Annotated in this window: 11 protein-coding genes; 6 read left to right on the top strand and 5 right to left on the bottom strand. The window is 48.6% G+C overall.

Annotation, left to right across the window (positions count from 1 at the left end; all coding sequences use genetic code 11):
* Positions 1–105: 105 nt before the first annotated feature.
* The 4 genes from AB4111_RS10570 to AB4111_RS10555 all read left to right on the top strand — a co-directional run bounded on the left by AB4111_RS10570 (position 106) and on the right by AB4111_RS10555 (position 10,135).
* Positions 106–1,842: a methyl-accepting chemotaxis protein gene (locus AB4111_RS10570; protein ID WP_442031468.1), complete on the top strand. Its 1,737-nt coding sequence runs from the start codon at positions 106–108 to the stop codon at positions 1,840–1,842.
* Between the two features lie 340 nt (positions 1,843–2,182).
* Positions 2,183–5,176: a glycoside hydrolase family 9 protein gene (locus AB4111_RS10565; RefSeq protein WP_442031623.1), complete on the top strand. Its 2,994-nt coding sequence runs from the start codon at positions 2,183–2,185 to the stop codon at positions 5,174–5,176.
* A 309-nt stretch (positions 5,177–5,485) separates the two neighbouring features.
* Complete coding sequence (locus AB4111_RS10560) at positions 5,486–8,761, top strand: glycoside hydrolase family 48 protein (RefSeq protein ID WP_442031467.1); 3,276 nt, start codon at positions 5,486–5,488, stop codon at positions 8,759–8,761.
* Between the two features lie 579 nt (positions 8,762–9,340).
* On the top strand, positions 9,341–10,135 hold the full coding sequence (locus AB4111_RS10555) for a C40 family peptidase (RefSeq protein WP_440387288.1): 795 nt from the start codon (positions 9,341–9,343) through the stop codon (positions 10,133–10,135).
* Between the two features lie 129 nt (positions 10,136–10,264).
* Here the strand turns inward: AB4111_RS10555 and AB4111_RS10550 are convergent, their stop codons facing one another.
* Complete coding sequence (locus AB4111_RS10550) at positions 10,265–11,173, bottom strand: ArsR/SmtB family transcription factor (RefSeq protein WP_253431263.1); 909 nt, start codon at positions 11,171–11,173, stop codon at positions 10,265–10,267.
* Positions 11,174–11,352: 179 nt separating this feature from the next.
* Between AB4111_RS10550 and arfA the strand changes: the two genes are divergently transcribed.
* A complete protein-coding gene (gene arfA, locus AB4111_RS10545; RefSeq protein WP_442031466.1) occupies positions 11,353–12,858 on the top strand; it encodes an arabinosylfuranosidase ArfA in 1,506 nt (501 codons plus the stop codon).
* A 114-nt stretch (positions 12,859–12,972) separates the two neighbouring features.
* Here arfA and AB4111_RS10540 read toward each other — a convergent pair whose 3' ends face one another.
* Complete coding sequence (locus AB4111_RS10540; protein ID WP_442031465.1) at positions 12,973–13,725, bottom strand: MBL fold metallo-hydrolase; 753 nt, start codon at positions 13,723–13,725, stop codon at positions 12,973–12,975.
* A 131-nt stretch (positions 13,726–13,856) separates the two neighbouring features.
* Here AB4111_RS10540 and AB4111_RS10535 point away from each other — a divergent pair, with 131 nt between their 5' ends.
* Positions 13,857–14,288, top strand: coding sequence for an Lrp/AsnC family transcriptional regulator (locus AB4111_RS10535; protein ID WP_442031464.1), 432 nt, complete (start codon positions 13,857–13,859; stop codon positions 14,286–14,288).
* 38 nt (positions 14,289–14,326) lie between these two features.
* Here AB4111_RS10535 and AB4111_RS10530 read toward each other — a convergent pair whose 3' ends face one another.
* The 3 genes from AB4111_RS10530 to AB4111_RS10520 all read right to left on the bottom strand — a co-directional run bounded on the left by AB4111_RS10530 (position 14,327) and on the right by AB4111_RS10520 (position 18,531).
* Positions 14,327–14,827 carry a hypothetical protein gene (locus AB4111_RS10530; protein WP_442031463.1) on the bottom strand — a complete coding sequence of 167 codons (501 nt, stop codon included), beginning with the start codon at positions 14,825–14,827 and terminating at the stop codon, positions 14,327–14,329.
* A 151-nt stretch (positions 14,828–14,978) separates the two neighbouring features.
* Entirely contained in the window at positions 14,979–16,796 is a 1,818-nt protein-coding gene (locus tag AB4111_RS10525) for an ABC transporter ATP-binding protein (RefSeq protein WP_442031462.1), read from the bottom strand.
* On the bottom strand, positions 16,789–18,531 hold the full coding sequence (locus AB4111_RS10520) for an ABC transporter ATP-binding protein (RefSeq protein ID WP_442031461.1): 1,743 nt from the start codon (positions 18,529–18,531) through the stop codon (positions 16,789–16,791). Before AB4111_RS10520 ends, AB4111_RS10525 begins: the two co-directional genes overlap by 8 nt.
* Between the last annotated feature and the right edge of the window lie 55 nt (positions 18,532–18,586).

The following is an 18,586-nucleotide window of genomic DNA, read 5'->3' as shown; positions in this document are numbered from 1 at the left end:
CCCGAAGTTACATGAAATTTCTAGAAATTGAATTCTAACATCTACAATTCATGACTAAAGGTGACGATATACTATAAATATGTATTATTTTGAGGAGTGGGACACATGGAAGACACGCGGGGAAACATGTTGGGGAAATTGAAGTTAACGATTCGAGGCAAGTTACTGACTGGTTTTCTTATAGTCGTGGCTCTGTTGATTATTGTAAGCGGCTATGCACTAGTACAGATCCATAATATGTCTGGTAAAGCCAATGATGTAGATCAGACTTGGATGCCGAGTGTGAGCCTCCTGGGATTGATGAATGGTGATATCTCAGACGTAGAGAGGTTGGCGCTGGCGATTATCGTTGAACAAGACGAAGCAGAAAATGTCAAGGTGAATGAATCGTTAAAGTTGCTCCTCACGAAGATTGAGGATGAGCGTAAACAGTTGCTTACATACATTGAGAGCAATGATGAAGCGATGAAGCTCTACAATGATTTCAGTACGAATTATGATGCTTATGTGGAGAAAATGCCTGCATTCATAGAATTCGGTATTGCAAATAACTATGAAGAAGCAAGTAGACTGCACACTGAAGCCTATCCATTGTGGTACACAGCAAACGACTCTATCACCAAGTTAATCACTTTAGGTAATGAAGGCTCGGACGCGGCAACAAATGAATCTGTTGAGATGGCCGAGAGTACATTTAATGTAATTTTGGCAGTGACGATTTTTGCATTCCTGATCGCCGTGTTCATTGCTTTCTTCATTGCTAGCATCATTTCACGTCCAATCAAAAAGATGAATGAAGCAGCCATGGCTATTGCGAATGGTGATCTGACGGGTGAGACGATTGTGCTCAAGAACAAGGACGAATTGGGAATGCTGGCGACTTCCTTCAATACCATGAGTGGTAATTTGCGCTCCATGATTGAATCGGTATCGATGACTTCAGAACAGGTAGCTGCTTCATCGGAGGAGCTTCTTGCAAGTGCAGAGCAAAATACTCAAGCCTCGGAACAGATCTCCCAAACAGTCGAGGAATTGGCTGTAGGTACATCTGATCAAGTTGATATTGTGAAGCGTTCTTCACAGGCGATGAATGAGATGGCTCTTGGATCAGAGCAGATTGCCGAGCTTGCTCAGAGTGTATCCGTATCTGCTGTGGATGCGGCGAATCAGTCTTCCGAAGGAAACATGATTATTCAGCAAGCGGTAGAACAGATGGGTTCTGTTCGAAATTCCATTGCTTCACTTACAGAGTTGGTGACAGGGCTGGGGGAACGTTCAGCAGAGATTGGAACCATTACCGAGGTAATCAACAACATTGCCCGGCAGACCAATCTGCTTGCATTGAATGCAGCCATTGAAGCCGCACGAGCAGGAGAGCATGGACGTGGTTTTGCTGTAGTTGCAGGAGAAGTGCGTAAGCTTGCTGAGGAATCTTCCACATCTGCGCAACGAATTACGGATCTTGTTCAATTGATTCAGAAAGATACCGATCATGCGGTTCAGGCAGTCAAAGTGAACAGCAGTGAGACGGAAGCAGGAATCGAGATGGTTACTGCGGCAGGACAAGCGTTCGAGCAGATCTCGGATGCGGTTAACAAAGTAGCGGGTGAAATTCAAGAAGTATCCGCTGGTTCAGAGGAAATGTCGGCGAGTACGACTGAGGTTGTAGGATATGTAAGTCAGATCTCCAATATTGCCGGAGAGGCAGCGGGCGGGGTTCATAATGTATCTGCCGCAACTCAACAGCAGTTGGCTTCCATGGAAGAGATTGCATCATCCGCAGGTTCATTATCCAAAATGGCTGAAGAACTGCAGGAGCAAATTAACAAGTTCAAAGTGTAACCAATGAGAGGTTTGGATACCTAAGGGGTAGAAGAACATACAGATGGAATGGTCAGAATGCCATTTGATTTGTGGTATTGATTATAGCAAGGGCAAAAAGCTGTTTCTCTAACGCGTATATGCGTCAGAGAAACAGCTTTTTTGTCGTTTGACGCAGAGCAGGTCACAACAATGTTATTTCAGAAGTCACCAACGCTTATATAGCTAGTAAAACAAACGGCTATAATGGTAATTAATGGTGGAACTTACACTGAAATACACCATGGGGAGGAGCGATATAAACTCGCAGTTCAGAGTAATGCATACGGAATATTCATGAAGAGGAGATGAATAGTTGAACATGAAGGGGAGCTGGTGGAGACGAGTCGCTATGATTGCGTTATCGGCAGGACTACTGGCAGGCAGTTTATCGATGGGCACAGGAATTCCTAAGGCGGATGCGGCCGCCGGAGATCAGAACTATGCTGAAGCACTGCAAAAGGCCATTTATTTCTATGAGGCACAGCGTTCGGGTCCGTTGCCAGCGAGTAATCGGGTCGAATGGCGCGGTAATTCGGGCATGCAGGATGGCGCGGATGTAGGCGTTGATCTGACCGGAGGATGGTATGATGCCGGGGATCATGTGAAATTCGGCTTTCCGATGGCTGCTTCAGCTACGATGCTCGCTTGGTCTGTCGTGGAATACGGCGACGGATATGAACAGGCCGGACAACTGGAGGAGATCAAGGATAATATCCGATGGGCGACTGACTATTTTATGAAAGCGCATACGAAACCAAATGAATTATGGGGACAAGTCGGGGCAGGCAATACCGACCATGCCTGGTGGGGGCCCGCAGAAGTCATGCAGATGAACCGTCCGTCGTTTAAGATCGACGCTTCCTGCCCGGGCAGTGATCTGGCGGCAGAAACGGCTGCCGCGCTGGCAGCGTCGTCAATTGTATTTGCAGATGATGATCCGGCATATTCGGCCAGACTGCTCCAACATGCGAAAGAGCTGTACAACTTTGCAGATACGTATCGTGGGGAATACACCGATTGTATCACGGATGCCGCAGCGTTCTATAACTCGTGGACAGGATACGAAGACGAGCTGGCATGGGGCGGAGCATGGTTATATTTAGCCACTAATGATAGCGCTTACTTGTCCAAAGCCATTGCAGCTACGGACCGTTGGTCTTCTAGCGGAGGCTCAGCCAATTGGCCGTATACCTGGACACAAGGTTGGGACAGTAAACATTATGGTGCCCAGATCCTGCTTGCTCGAATTACGTCCAGTTTGAACATGCCGGAGGCGACGAGATTTATTCAGTCGACTGAACGCAATCTGGATTACTGGACAGTTGGAGTTAACGGGACACGAGTCAAGTATACGCCAGGAGGTCTTGCGTGGCTGGATCAATGGGGCTCGCTCCGATATGCAGCGAATGCATCCTTTATTTCTTTCGTATACTCCGACTGGGTCAGTGACCCTGTGAAAAAATCAAGATATCAGGATTTCGCTGTCTCGCAGATGAATTATATTCTGGGTGATAATCCGCGTCAGAGCAGTTATGTGGTCGGATACGGGCAAAATGCACCCCAACATCCGCATCATCGGACCGCTCACAGTTCGTGGCTGAATAACGAGGATACCCCGGCTAACCATCGCCACATTCTGTATGGTGCCATGGTTGGCGGACCGGATGCATCAGATGGATATACCGATGATATCGGAGATTATGTGAGCAATGAGGTGGCAACCGATTATAATGCCGGTTTTACTGGCGCACTGGCGAAGATGAATCTATTGTTTGGTCAGAATCATCAGCCCCTTGCGAACTTCCCTGCACCTGAGGTCAAGGGTGATGAGTTCTTTGTGGAAGCTTCCATCAAATCATCGGGTTCCAATTATACGGAAATCCGGGCACAGCTGAATAATCGTTCTGCTTGGCCTGCCCGAATGGGAGATCAACTGTCTTTTAAATATTTCCTGGATTTGAGTGAAGTGTATGCTGCCGGACGTACTGTATCGGACGTTCAAGTGACAACCTCCTATACGGAGGGGGCGACGGTATCCCAACCGGTTGTGGTGGATGCAGCCCAGCATATCTATGCCGTTACGGCGAACTTTGGTAATACGAAGATCTATCCAGGTGGGGAAGGGAATTACCGCAAAGAAGTACAGTTCCGCATTACAGGCCCGCAGGGTGCATGGAACGCAAGCAATGATCATTCGTTCCAGACGCTGACTACAGGCAATCCTGTGAAGAGCGTATACCTTCCAGTCTATGATGCAGGGGTGAAGGTGTACGGACAGGAGCCTGGTGTTACACCAGGTACGGTTCCCGGCGCACCTGCCGGTGTGCAGGCTGTGGCGGGAAGCAGTCAGGTTAACCTGACTTGGGCAGCAGTGTCCGGAGCCGAATCGTATACGGTGAAACGTTCCGAGGTAAGTGGAGGACCATATACAACTGTCGCGACAGGTGTTAATGGATTGACCTATACCAACACGGGGCTGACGAACGGGACCACTTATTATTATGTAGTGACTGCTGTGAATTCAGCAGGGGAATCATCGGGTTCTATACAGGTGTCGGCTACACCGCAAGCAGCTTCGACGGTGCCGGGAGCACTGACTTTAAGTGGGATAGCTGGCAATGCACAGTCGGTCCTGACCTGGACAGCAGCCCCGGGCGCTACTAGCTATAAGGTACAACGTTCGGTGGCAGGCGGAACATACGCGGATGTGGCAACCGGATTGTCCGTGTTGACTTACACTGACACTACTGCAATGAATGGCACCACATACAATTACCGGATTGCAGCCGTGAATACGAACGGGCAGACGCTGTCCAACGTCCTGGCACTGACGCCTTCTGCACCTCCAGTGACGACGGGTACACTCGAAGTGCAGTACCGCAGTGGAGGGTCCGGCAATTCAAGTAATGCGGTGACCCCGCAGTTCAATGTGAAAAATACCGGAACACAGGCGATTGATCTCAGTGCAGTGAAGATCCGATATTATTTTACCAAGGATGGTACGGATGATATGACGTTCTGGTGTGATTATGCTCAGATGGGCACGGCCAATGTTCAAGGAACATTTGTCGCAGTGAATCCGGCGAAGGGGACAGCTGACACGTATCTGGAGATCAGTTTCAAGTCCGGAGCAGGCAGTTTGGCTGCTGGAGCAGAGACCGGGGTGATCCAGACACGCTTTTCCAAAAATAACTGGAGCAATTTTGATCAAAGTAATGACTATTCCTATGATGCTTCCAAGACGGCCTTTGCCGTATGGAACAAGGTAACCGGGTATCAGGGAACCACCAAAGTATGGGGCTTGGAGCCGTAACTGGCTGAATGTGATAAGTCGAAGAGCAGCATGGGCAGACCAACAGCATCTATAGAGGATGTTCAAAAAGTTCACTTTTGATTACGAAGGATGCCTGGTGGCATCATCAGCATCGAATATGGAATTCAGCCGAAATAAGTGGGAGGCTTACGAAGTATGTTTCCTTGGGAAACATTGTGGTTGCTCACGTAGTTTTCCCTACGCTCCGCTACTCCATTTCTAGCTTCATCCCATCTTCTCGGTACTGAAAACCGGTCTTTTTGAACACGAACTTATATTCAATTCACTATTCCAGGGAGGTATATATTCATGTTGAAATCAGCTGCGAAAAAAAGTTTAACAGCCATGCTGGCGGGAACTGTCATGTTGACCGGATACACCGGACTGTGGGCAGGGCCACAGACGGCACATGCCGCAGATCAGGCCATCGAGATTCAGTCAGACAGCATCAATGAAGCCCGGTTTTTGCAATTGTATGAACAGTTGAAAGATCCGGCAAACGGATATTTTTCGCCAGAGGGTCTACCTTATCATTCCATTGAGACCCTGCTGAGTGAGGCCCCGGATTATGGTCATATGACGACGTCCGAGGCATACAGTTACTGGCTATGGCTAGAGACCATGTATGGTCACTATACGGGAGATTGGTCCCAACTGGAAGCGGCATGGGACAGTATGGAAAAATTCATTATCCCGGTCAACGAAGGTGACGGCAAGGAAGAGCAGCCTACGATGAGCTCATACAACCCGAACAGCCCTGCTACGTATGCAGGGGAAAAACCTTTCCCTGATCAATATCCATCGCAACTTAATGGTCAATATGCAGCGGGTAAAGACCCGATTGATGCCGAACTTAAGGCCACCTATGGTAACAATCAGACCTATCTCATGCACTGGCTGGTGGATGTAGATAACTGGTATGGGTATGGCAACCTGTTGAATCCATCCCATACGGCTACCTATGTGAACACGTTCCAGCGCGGGGAGCAGGAGTCTGTGTGGGAAGCCGTTCCGCATCCATCCCAGGATGATAAATCCTTTGGTAAGGCTAACGAAGGCTTCATGAGTTTGTTCACAAAGGAAAATCAGACACCGTCAGCGCAATGGCGTTACACCAACGCAACGGATGCCGATGCACGTGCTGTACAGGTGCTGTATTGGGCGAAGGAGATGGGGTACAACAACCCGGAATATCTGGATAAAGCGAAGAAGATGGGCGACTACCTGCGCTATGGCATGTATGATAAATATTTCCAGAAAATTGGAAGTGCTAAGAATGGTACACCGACTCCGGGTACAGGCAAGGATTCCAACATGTATCTCATGGCTTGGTATACGTCATGGGGCGGTGGTTTGGGTCAAGGTGGGGATTGGGCTTGGCGCATTGGAGCGAGCCATACCCATCAGGCTTATCAAAACCCGGTTGCAGCCTATGCCTTGTCTGATCCGGCTGGCGGCTTGATCCCGAAATCAGCGACAGCGAAGGCAGACTGGAATGCTACGCTGAAACGTCAGCTAGAATTCTACACTTGGCTGCAATCCCATGAAGGAGCCATCGGCGGGGGAGCAACCAACAGTATCGGCGGTTCCTACGCGGCTTATCCGTCAGGAACGAGTACATTCTATGACATGGCCTATCAAGAAGCGCCAGTGTATCGTGACCCGGATTCCAACACATGGTTTGGATTCCAGGCATGGCCGCTGGAGCGTGTGGCCGAGATGTATTATATTCTTGCCGAGAGCGGTGATCTGTCCTCTGAGAACTTCCAGATGGCCAAGAAAGTGATCACGAAATGGATTGACTGGTCCAAGGATTATGTATTTGTAGGTGAGCGTCCGGTGACGGATGCGCAAGGCTACTATCTGAATGCGGCTGGACAACGCATTGTGGGTGGAACGAATGTTCAGGTAGCGACAACACCGGCTCCGGGAGAGTTCTGGATTCCGGGTGGTCAGGAATGGCAGGGTCAACCGGACAAATGGAACGGATTCAGTTCGTTTACGGAAAATCCGAACTTCCGTGTAACGACCAAAGATCCCGTGCAGGACACAGGAGTTCTGGGAAGTTACGTTAAAGCTCTGACTTTCTTCGCGGCAGGAACACAGGCGGAGAACGGCACACTTAGCGTGAAAGGTCAAGAAGCCAAGGATCTGGCTGAGGCTCTGTTGGATACAGCTTGGGATTACAATGATGGCGTGGGGATTGTAACGGAAGAAGAGCGGAAAGACTACTTCCGCTTCTTTGCCAAAGAGATCTATATCCCGGCGAACTGGTCTGGAACCTTTGGTCAAGGCAACACGATTCCGGGTACAGCAGGTGTACCATCCGATCCGGCGAAAGGCGGCAATGGTGTATACATTGGTTACTCCGATCTGCGTCCGGCCATCAAGCAAGATCCGGCGTGGGCTTATCTGGATAACCTGTACAAAACGTCTTATAACCCGACCACGAAGCAGTGGGAAAACGGTGCACCTACCTTTACGTATCACCGCTTCTGGTCACAGGTGGATATGGCTACAGCGTACGGAGAGTATGATCGTCTCCTCGGAGATTCTGATAGTCCGGGAGTGGAAGTACCCGGTGCTCCTGCTGGCGTAACAGCAACTGGAGGAAGCGAGCAAGTGGTATTGAATTGGAACGCAGCTGCTGGTGCAGCCTCGTATACCGTGAAGCGTGCAGAAGTGAACGGTGGTCCTTATACGTCTGTAGCGACAGGAGTCACAGGATCGACATTCACGGATACAGGTTTGACCAACGGCACAACGTATTATTATGTCATCACTGCGGTGAATGCCGTTGGCGAGTCCGCGCCATCGACACAGGCATCTGCAACACCGTTGGCAGGTGTCGTTGTGCCAGGCGTATTCAACCTTACTGGAACAGCTGGCAATGCCCAGGCGGTACTGACATGGACAGCATCGACTGGAGCAGTAAGTTATAAGGTGCAACGTTCGGTAGGCAGCGGGGCGTATGCTGATCTGGCAATGGGGTTGACTGCACTGACGTATACCGATGCTACAGCGGTGAATGGTACGGCATATAATTACCGAATCGTAGCCGTGAATACGAGTGGTCAGACGAATTCGAATGTATTGGTGTTGACACCATTAGCCCCTCCAGTCACAACGGGAACGCTTGAAGTGCAATATCGCAATGGTGGTTCAGGAACTTCAGGCAATGCGATCACTCCACAGTTCAATGTGAAGAATACAGGTACAACTGCTGTGGACTTGAGCAAAGTGAAAGTCCGGTATTATTTCACGAAGGATAGTGCGGCTGATCTGAGTTTCTGGTGTGATTATGCCCAGATTGGAAGCGGTAACGTGGAAGGGCATTTTGTATCAATAGATCCGGCCAAGGGCACGGCAGATACCTATCTGGAGATTGGATTCAAATCGGGTGCGGGCAGTTTGGCTGCGGGTGCCGAGACCGGAATTATCCAGGTGCGTTTCTCGAAAAACAACTGGACGAATTTTGATCTAACGAATGATTATTCCTTTGATTCCACCCAAACGGCCTTCAGTGCCTGGACGAAAGTGACAGCTTATCAGGATGGCGCCAAGGTATGGGGGATTGAACCCTAAACAGTAAACAGTTGCTCTACCAGTTGTAGGATCATTAAGAACATGAGGAATACAGGTTAAGCCGGGGAGAAATCCCTGGCTTTTCTTTTTTTTATAATAATCCTTCAAATGTTGATCTTGACTGAAAATATAACTTCATCAAGCAACAATGAAATCTGACTTACTCTAAAGGACACGGTTGGAAAATCGATCTGTATCCAGGTTGGAGGCAGAATTGTGAATACGGGGAACGATATTCAGAATTTGAATCATAGTAATGTTTACCATATTTGCGATTTTAAACATTAAAATCTAGTTCATATGACGCATGTCCTGGATGAGATTTGACCTAACTCTTGTATCGCGGAAAAATGAAGCATATCAAATAGTTACAATAATTTAACCTTTGTAAAAGAAGGAATCAGCAGTGCTTTTTACCAATAGAGGATGGACAGACCCTGATACTTAGTGCTCAAGTGCGCCTGCATCAATACAGGACTTTTGACTGATGAACGTTATGGATAGCCCGTTTACAATGGGGCAAGCCGGGGAGAAGCAAGCCAGGTTAAAATTCTGTAACATCAGGGGGAACTCGACATCATGAATTGGAAGAAAACGATTATTACGGCAAGTGTCACAGCAACGATGCTGATGGGAAGTCTGACGACAGGAGCACTAACGGCACAGGTATCGGCAGCTGCTGTTGAGAATTCACAAGTAAAAGTAATTTGGGGCGTAAACCTGCGCACAACACCTTCTTCTTCTGCGAAAGTTGTTCGCTTGGTTGCTAAAGGAGAAACGGTAACGGTGCTTCAGCAATCCGGTTCGAATTGGTATAAAGTTAAGGATTCTGCTAATCGGACAGGCTACATATCTTCTTCATCCAAATACACACAAGCGGTAAGTGGCGGTACAAGCGGGTCGGGTTCGAATAGCGGTACATCAGAAACCGGCAATGCGTCTGTGGAAAAAGTAATTGCGGCGGGCATGAAATATTGGGGTACACCTTATGAGTTCGGAGCGAGTCGTAACAGCACAGCTACGTTTGACTGTTCCAGCTTTGTACGTCAGGCTTTCATCGATGCACTGGGCATCAAGCTTCCAGCCGATTCTCGTAAGCAGGGAGACTATGTAAAAGCTAAGGGTGCGGTTCAGACCAACTGGAAGAACCTGAAACGCGGTGACCTGATGTACTTCATGTCGTATAAAGGCAGCTCCGCATCATCGTATTCCAGTGTTAATAAATCTAGTGCAAGAATTACGCACACAGGGATTTACCTGGGCGACGGCAAGGTATTACATACGTATTCCAATGCGGGCGGTGGTGTAACGATTAGTGATATCTCCGGCAAACATTGGGAGTACCGCTTCCTGTTTGGTGGCAGTGCGCTGTAAGTTGCAACAGGAACCTTCTTAGAACTTCTACGATATTTTGCAGATGTTCATATGTATATTAAACACCTTCCATTTTGCCTCTGAGGGCGAGTGGAAGGTGTTTTTGTGTTTTCTATTGAGCTGAAGAATTCAATCCTGATAGTACAGTCGGAACAGGATATCCTGATTGTAGTTTCCGAATCCCTCACCATACAAGGTAAGCCCGCCTACATGCTGGGCATCTTCCTCCACCGAAAGACGAAGGGTCCACTGGTTGCGTTCCACGGGGATATCTGCGAGAGTGATTTCGGATAGATGTTGTCCGTCAATAAATGTACCTTCATTCGTAATTCGCAGTACCTTGAGCATCCCATATTGATTGACACTGTCGCTCCACCATTCCGGGGTGAACATGCCGCGTCCGTTGCCTGAGTCTCCAGGGCTTGTCCATTCCCCCAGTCGGATGCCATTAAGCATGAATGTAATATCCGAGGGCCAGTTTGGATTAACTGAAGGTGCTTCTGATCCGATCTCCAGTGACAATTCAATGGCGTTAATCTGTTGTCCGGATAAGATATAGTTTGGAATTTTGTACTCCACAAAACCGCGGCCAAACCACAGAATATGGGCATGCATCCGCTCGGGATCGAGGAAATAGCGAGGGTCATCGTACTGTCCAATGACCTGAGTGGATGTAGCGAGACCACATGTCGGATAGACGTCAAAGTGGGTGTAGTGTCCTACAGGTACAGAAACCTCGTGCAGCTTGCGGGCTGTGCCACTTTCCTGCGGCATGGAGATGCCAATCCAGTCTACAGCAAGGCTGTTCATTTTATGCGTGCCACCGTCTTTGCGTATCATTTTGGACTGAATAATGCCCACATCCTGAAGTTTGCGGACATGCATGGTCACGATGGCACTACTCAGACCCAATGAAGCAGCGAGGTCTTTCACATTCATGGGTGTCTCGGCAACAAGGCGGATAATCTGCAAACGTACTTCACTGGCAAGTGCTTCATATAGGGGAAGCCATTCGGCATCGGTATTTGCTCTGATCACAGTTGTTCCTCCATTTTGTCTGTATAGAATTAAGTTAATCATAAATCCAATAAAAAGGATAACATTTTGCAAAATTCAGGTTGAAATTAAGGCTATAATCGATTTTAATATAAATATGAACGTTGATCCATAGAATATCAATTAATTTTTATATTAATCTTAGGGAGTTGAAATTCATTATGGAAAAAGCAAAAATGACGGTAGATAAAGATTTTACTATTGGTGTAGTGGATAAGCGCTTGTACGGTTCATTTATTGAGCATCTGGGACGTGCCGTATATGGCGGGATTTATGAGCCAGGGCATCCATCAGCGAACGAACAGGGTTTCCGCACGGATGTGCTGGAGATGGTCAAGGAGTTAAATGTACCGATTGTACGTTATCCAGGCGGTAATTTTGTATCCGGTTACAATTGGGAAGATTCGGTTGGGCCTGTGTCTGAACGCAAACGCAGACTGGAACTGGCCTGGAGAACGATTGAGACCAATGAATTTGGTTTCAACGAATTCGTGGACTGGGCGAAACAGGCCAATTCCGAAGTCATGATGGCCGTTAATCTGGGAACACGGGGCGCCGATGCAGCACGCAATATTGTAGAGTACAGCAACCATCCGGAAGGTTCGTATTATAGTGATCTTCGCATCAAGCATGGATACAAGCAGCCACATGCGATCAAAACATGGTGTCTGGGCAACGAGATGGATGGGCCTTGGCAGATCGGTCACAAAACGGCAGAAGAGTATGGACGTGCAGCCGTTGAGGCGGCTAAAGTCATGAAATGGACGGACCCGACCATTGAACTGGTAGCCTGCGGAAGTTCGAATCTGAATATGCCTTCCTTCCCGGATTGGGAAGCAACCGTGCTGGATCATACGTATGACCATGTGGAGTATCTGTCCCTGCATCAGTACTACGGCAATCAGGAGCAGGATACACCAACGTTCCTGGCACGCTCGCTTGAAATGGATCGTTTTATCGATACTGTGAAGGCGACTTGTGATTATATCAAAGCGAAGAAGCGCAGCAAGAAGACGATGTTCCTGTCCTTTGACGAGTGGAATGTATGGTATCACTCTAATGAAAATGACTCCAAAATGGACCCGTGGCAGATTGCTCCACCACAACTGGAGGATATCTATAACCACGAGGATGCGCTGCTTGTCGGTTGTATGTTGATCAGTATGCTCAAACATGCAGATCGGGTCAAAATGGCATGTCTGGCCCAACTCGTTAATGTTATTGCGCCGATCATGACAGAGACGGGCGGTGGTTCGTGGAGACAGACGATCTTCTATCCATTCATGCATACGTCCTTGTTCGGACGTGGAACAGCATTGGTGCCATTGATCCAATCTCCGAAATACGACACTAAACAAATCACAGATGTTCCTTATCTGGAGGGTATTGCAGTTCATAACGAAGAGCAGGGTGAAGTGACTGTATTCGCAGTCAATCGTCATCTGGAAGAATCGCTTCCGCTCGAAGTGGATCTGCGCAGTTTTGGGAAGTGCAGCTTGATCGAGCATATCGTGCTGGAAAGCGATGATCTCAAAGCATCGAATACGGCCGCACAACCGAACCGCGTTGCTCCTCATAATCGCGGGGGGGCAGTTGTATCCGATACCCTGATTACAGCGAGCTTGGCGAAAGCGTCATGGAACGTGATCCGATTGAAAGTACAGTAATGGTCAGAGTGTTTCTTGAATCAAAAAAAGCTGAGTGCGAGTTCATCGCATCCAGCTTTTTTCGTTGTATTTATAGGGAAAGGAATGCATCGGAGGTGTGTACGCGCTTTCGCTTTAAAACTCAAAACTTTCGCCATCACGCGGAATGAGTACCTGACCGTCCAACTGCTCGGATGCCAGATAAGTGGCAAGATCCGTACGAGACATCATACAATGATTAATCGCATCCATGTGCACAGCGATGACATGAGCAGACGGCGCATGGCGCTTCACGGCTACAACGTCAGGCCCGTCCATTGTAATGGGATCACCCTCCAGGAAGCGTGCGCCTCCGGCATTCACGATAATGACTTCAGGCGTATATTGACGAATGGCCTCAGCAGGTTCTTCACACCAGATGGTATCCCCAGCGATATAGGTGACGGGTTCTCCGTCTGCTTCAAGTACGAAACCGGACACGTTGCCCATACGTTCTCCGATTTCACCTGTGCCATGATGCCCGGATGTACGGGCGAATCGGACAGAGTGATGCTCATGTTTTTCATATACAGCTGTTACATTCGTGAATCCGGCACCCAGAAATACATGCTCATCCCCGGGCTGGCAGAACAGAGGAATGTCTTTGCCAAGTTGTTTCGCCGCTGCTTCATCCCAGTGATCCGGATGGGTATGTGTCACAATCAACAGATCTGGATTCAGATAATCCGTTTCAGTTTCAGGGAGAGCTACTCTTGGATTACGTAACTCATTGGGTGTATTGGGGAATGCAGGCATGACTTCGGCGTCCATCAGCATTGGATCAACAAGAATGTTCAGCCCTCCGTATTCCAGCCACAGTGTTGCATTGCGAATCAACTGAATTTTCATTATATTTGCACTCCTTCGGGTTGTTGAATAGTATTACCCTATATGGTATACAACCCGTTTAACGGCGTACATAACATGATGAATGGAATTAGGCTAAGCTAATTTCACCGTGAAAGGATTGCTGAAGCAAGATGAATGAAATCATAGATGACACAGATATCCGTATTTTGCAGATCCTGATTCAGGATGCCAAACGTTCTCACAAAGAGATCGGTGAACAGGTTCATCTCACGGGACAGGCCGTCGGTGCAAGAGTGCGCAAGTTGCAAGACCTGGGTGTAATCGAAGGGTACACGGTAAAATGGAACCCGGAACGCCTTGGCCTCGGCCTACAGGCATTTGTCACGGTTTTCTTGAACTCCGGTGACAGACATGCTGCCTTTCGTACATTCATTGCTGATCGTAAAGACATCGTTGAAGTCCATCGCGTCAGCGGAGAAGGCTGTTATCTGATGCGGGTACAGACCGGCACCACAGAGCAACTTGGACAACTGTTGGAAGCATTGCTGCCTTATGGCAATTACAGAGTCAGCCTGTCCATAGGTGTGGAAAAATCACAGTGATGTGTGGTGTGGGAGGCTTTTCTCATCCCTCACGATACTCAATGATCTTGCTGCTGTTCATGCAAAGTCTTCTGAAGCAAAGACACGGCCTGATTCAGTTCTTTTTTGCTAAGTAGATGATCGGTCTGAATATGAGACCGGGTGCCGTCCTTCAGGAATAGAACGATCATGGGAGAAGCGGACAGGAGCCACTTGCTGCGGGCAGGTGAGGCGAGTTCGATCTTGCGAATCCGGCTCCATGGAATCTTCCGCTTGCCCGTGTTCAACGCATCATCATCCCAGGATAACAACACGGCAGGCGTTCTGGTTAGTCGTGACACGAACATGAAGAATAGGGGGCCGATCAACCACATACCCAGCACGGCAGCGATGGAATAGTATATCGTTTCCAGTCTTTCGGCTTGTCCGTCCACGATGATCCATAATAGGCTCACGCACAAGAGAAGGAAAAGGAAGCATAGACTTGCTTTCCACAGAGCAGTGCTGCGTCGGTAATGAATCTGCTGATGGTCATGCTTGGGTGTTTCGGGTTGCTGCATGGATGTACCTCCTAATGAACAATGCTGATCGATATGCCAAACGTGCCGCCTGCATGAGCAGAGCGGCATGTTCGACGTTATTGGCTATAACACAACTCAGATGAATTCATTAGCCCGAACTATAGTTTAACACGAACTTAATTCAGGTCCATTACCCTGATATAGCTGAATTTTTACCTGCATCACGCGCATGCGTGTACAGATCGGCATATACGCCTTGAGCTTCAATCAGCTCCTGATGCGAGCCTTCCTCCACAATCTCACCATTCTCCATCACCAGAATTCGATCCGCATGCATCACTGTGGACAGACGATGGGCAATGACAATGGTGGTGCGTCCCTGGGATACCGATTCCAGAGCCTGCTGCACGAGCTGTTCCGTGTGTGAGTCCAGATTGGCGGTTGCCTCATCCAGGATGAGCACTCGGGGCTGGAACACAACGATCCGGGCAAACGATATCAACTGCCGCTCCCCGGCGGACAACCCGCTTCCGCGTTCGGACAGATGTGTATCATACCCTTGTGACAAACGCGAAATCATGGCATGTGCTCCAACAAACCGGCAGGCTTCAATCGCTTGTTCTCGCGTAATATCCTCACGAAACATTCTCACATTATCAATAATGGAACCGGAGAACAGGAATGGTTCCTGTTGAATTAGACCCACAATCCGATGAAGTTTGGCCTGCGGCAGATGTCGAATATCGGTACCATCGATCTCAATACTGCCCTTGTCTACATCGTAGAAGCGATTGAGCAGGGAGATCAGTGTGCTTTTACCAGCGCCTGTTGTTCCCACGATACCCACCATTTCACCCGGATAGAGGTGCAGGTTCATCTGCTGGATCAAGGGCCGGTCTGCCCGATAACCAAATGACACATCATTAAAATCAATCTGGCCCATCACATTTTGTGGTTCCAGAGAGGAGGCCATCCCGGGTTTGGGATCAGCAACTTCAGGCCGCGTATTCAGAATGTTCCAGATGCGATCCATGGATACGGTCGTGGACTGGAATGTATTCCATTGCATCGTAATCTGGTTAATCGGTTGAAAGAACTGACGAATATAGCTGATAAACGCATACAATACCCCGACTTGCAGGGACTCACCCAGTACGGCGCGACCTCCAAGCCAGACCATCATGACAAGTGCCGCATTGCCAAGGATATCAAACGTCCGGTTGAAGATGACATTGGAGCGGGCTTGAGCAATGTTGGCTTTCAGATGGAGCGCATTTTGTTCCGAGAAACGTTTCTTCTGTTCTTCTTCCTGGTGAAAGGCCTGAATTAGGAACATGCCGGACAGGTTCTCCGCCGTAAATGCGATCAAACGGGAAAGACGCGTACGGGCATTCTGATAAGCTTTCCGCAGTCGACTACGGAATAATACCGCAACCACTGCAATGACAGGCAGGACGATCAGGGAGTAACTCGCCAGCACAGGATCAAGTTGGAACATAAAGACGATAATGAGCACCAGCATCATACCATCTCGAATCAGACTGAGCAGTACTTGGGTGAAAAAGCTGCTGATGGTCTCCGTATCACTGGATACGTTCGTAACCAGACTCCCGATATGGAAACGGTCAAAGAAGGACATGGACATCTTGGAGATATGTTTGAACAGGTCCTTTCTGATCCGGGATACAATGTTCTGTCCCACATGCTGCAACAGATTATTCTGGATATAGGTAAAAATAAAACTGATGACAGCCAGCCCAAGAAAGATGGCTGCGAGCTGAACGAGAAAGCCCACACTGGTCTGGCCGATGGCCAGATGATCATCGATGGCGATCTTCACCAGATAGGGTTGCAGCAGATCTGCCGATATGCCCAGCAGTGAGCAGAAGAAGATACCGGCAAAAGCCCATTTATGCGGTTTGGCGTATGCCATCATCGCTTTGAACGAAGTTCGTTTACTCTGATCTTCTTCTGCATCTGGTCGAAGTTCAGCGTTAGCGTCAGACATGATGTAATCCCTCCTCCTGCAAACGGTAGGTGGCCGCATATAACCCCTTGGCAGCCATCAACTGAGCATGTGTTCCCTGCTCAGCGACTCGCCCTTCATCCAGAACGATAATATCGTCCGCATGACGGACCGCGCTGATGCGATGAGAGATGATCAATGTGGTCTTGCCCTTGCCGATCTCGCGCAAACTGCGCAGAATACCACTCTCTGTGACGGCATCAACCGCGCTCATGCTGTCATCCAGAATAAGTAACTGTGCTTGCTTGATCAGTCCTCTTGCAAGGCTGGTTCGCTGACGTTGTCCACCAGACAGGGTGAGTCCGCGTTCGCCAAGACGTGTATCGAAGCGATCAGGAAAACGGACAATATTGTCATAGATCATGGCTTGCCGTGCACTGTGTTCCACTGTATCCAGTGATACTTCCCGGTCGCTGAATGCGATGTTATCCCGGATGGTGGTACTAAACAGGAATCCATCCTGAGGGACATAGGCGATGCGCGATCTCAGACTTTCCAGCGACAGCTGCCGAATATCGGTACCATTGATGCGAATCGTTCCTTCAGGTGGTTCATATGTACGCAGCAATAGCTTAACGAGGGTACTTTTACCTGAACCGGTCTTGCCTACAATACCCACCGTTCGCCCGGCACGGATATTCAGTTGAATGTTTTTGAGAGCAGGAGACGAACTGCCGGGATAGGAGAAGGTCAGATTCTCCATGGTGATATCTTGTAAGGTTTTGAGTGCTGTAGCTTCAGGAAGTTCTCGTACATCTGCTACTTCGCTGAGCAGGTCATTCACCCGCTCCAGGGATGCGCCTGAGCGCTGAACGGTATTAATGACATTGCCGATCTGTTGAAGCGGCCCCATGATGATGCGCAGATATAAGGTTAAGGCGACAAAACTCCCGAGTGTAATAGAATTCTGCATGGTCATCATACCTCCGACAAGCAGAGAAACAACCAATGAGATAGCTCCCAGCAGCGGGAGCAAGGCTTGAAACAAGGAAGATAGACGAACGAGCCGAAGCTGTTTGCTCTTGATTGCATCGACGGTAGTTCCAAAGCGTGCACGAGCACTGTCTTCGATGGCAAACGTCTTGGTTACGCGAATGCCACCGAGCTGTTCTTCTGCGGATTCCGTCATGGTTGCAAGGGCTTCCTGTACGTCACGAGAGCGCTTGCGAATCCGCGGACCGAAAAATACGACCAGAAATGGAATCGCCAGCAAAGGTACAACGCTGATTAGAATGAGTGTCAACGGAATCCCGCTAAGCAGCATCATGACAATGCAGGACAATAGCAGGAAGGTGGCATTGGTCATGAGCGTCACGCCATTGGATATTGCTTCACGTACGGAAGTAACATCGTTCATGACATAACTGAGCAATTTCCCGTTTCCTTGTTTGGAGAAATAATGTTCGCTAAGTTCGGAAAACTTACTGAATATACGCTCACGCGTTATGAATTCGAAGCGTCGACCGAGCTTCATAATCATGAATTGCCCGGTACCGAACAGCACATTATACCCGATGGCAATAGCCAAAAGAGACAGGCTGTACCTTACGATTGTCTGCATATGAAGCGTGTTCTGCATCAATTGATCCGTGAAACTGCCAAGTATTCGGGGCAAGGATGCTTGCCCCACATTGGAGGCAATAATCAGAAGAACAGCAACCAGATAGACAGGCCAGTTCGATACAACATAACCGCGAAGTAATCCATTCTTGGACATAAGCATTGTTCTCCTTTTGTTATAGGTGAAGTCAGTTCAGCGGGTGGAGTCAAGA

It is taken from the genome of Paenibacillus sp. 2KB_22, from assembly GCF_052115745.1.
GTDB lineage: Bacteria > Bacillota > Bacilli > Paenibacillales > Paenibacillaceae > Paenibacillus.
The sequence above is the reverse complement of the archived record's forward strand: the minus strand, read 5'-3'. Positions and strand labels throughout refer to the sequence as shown.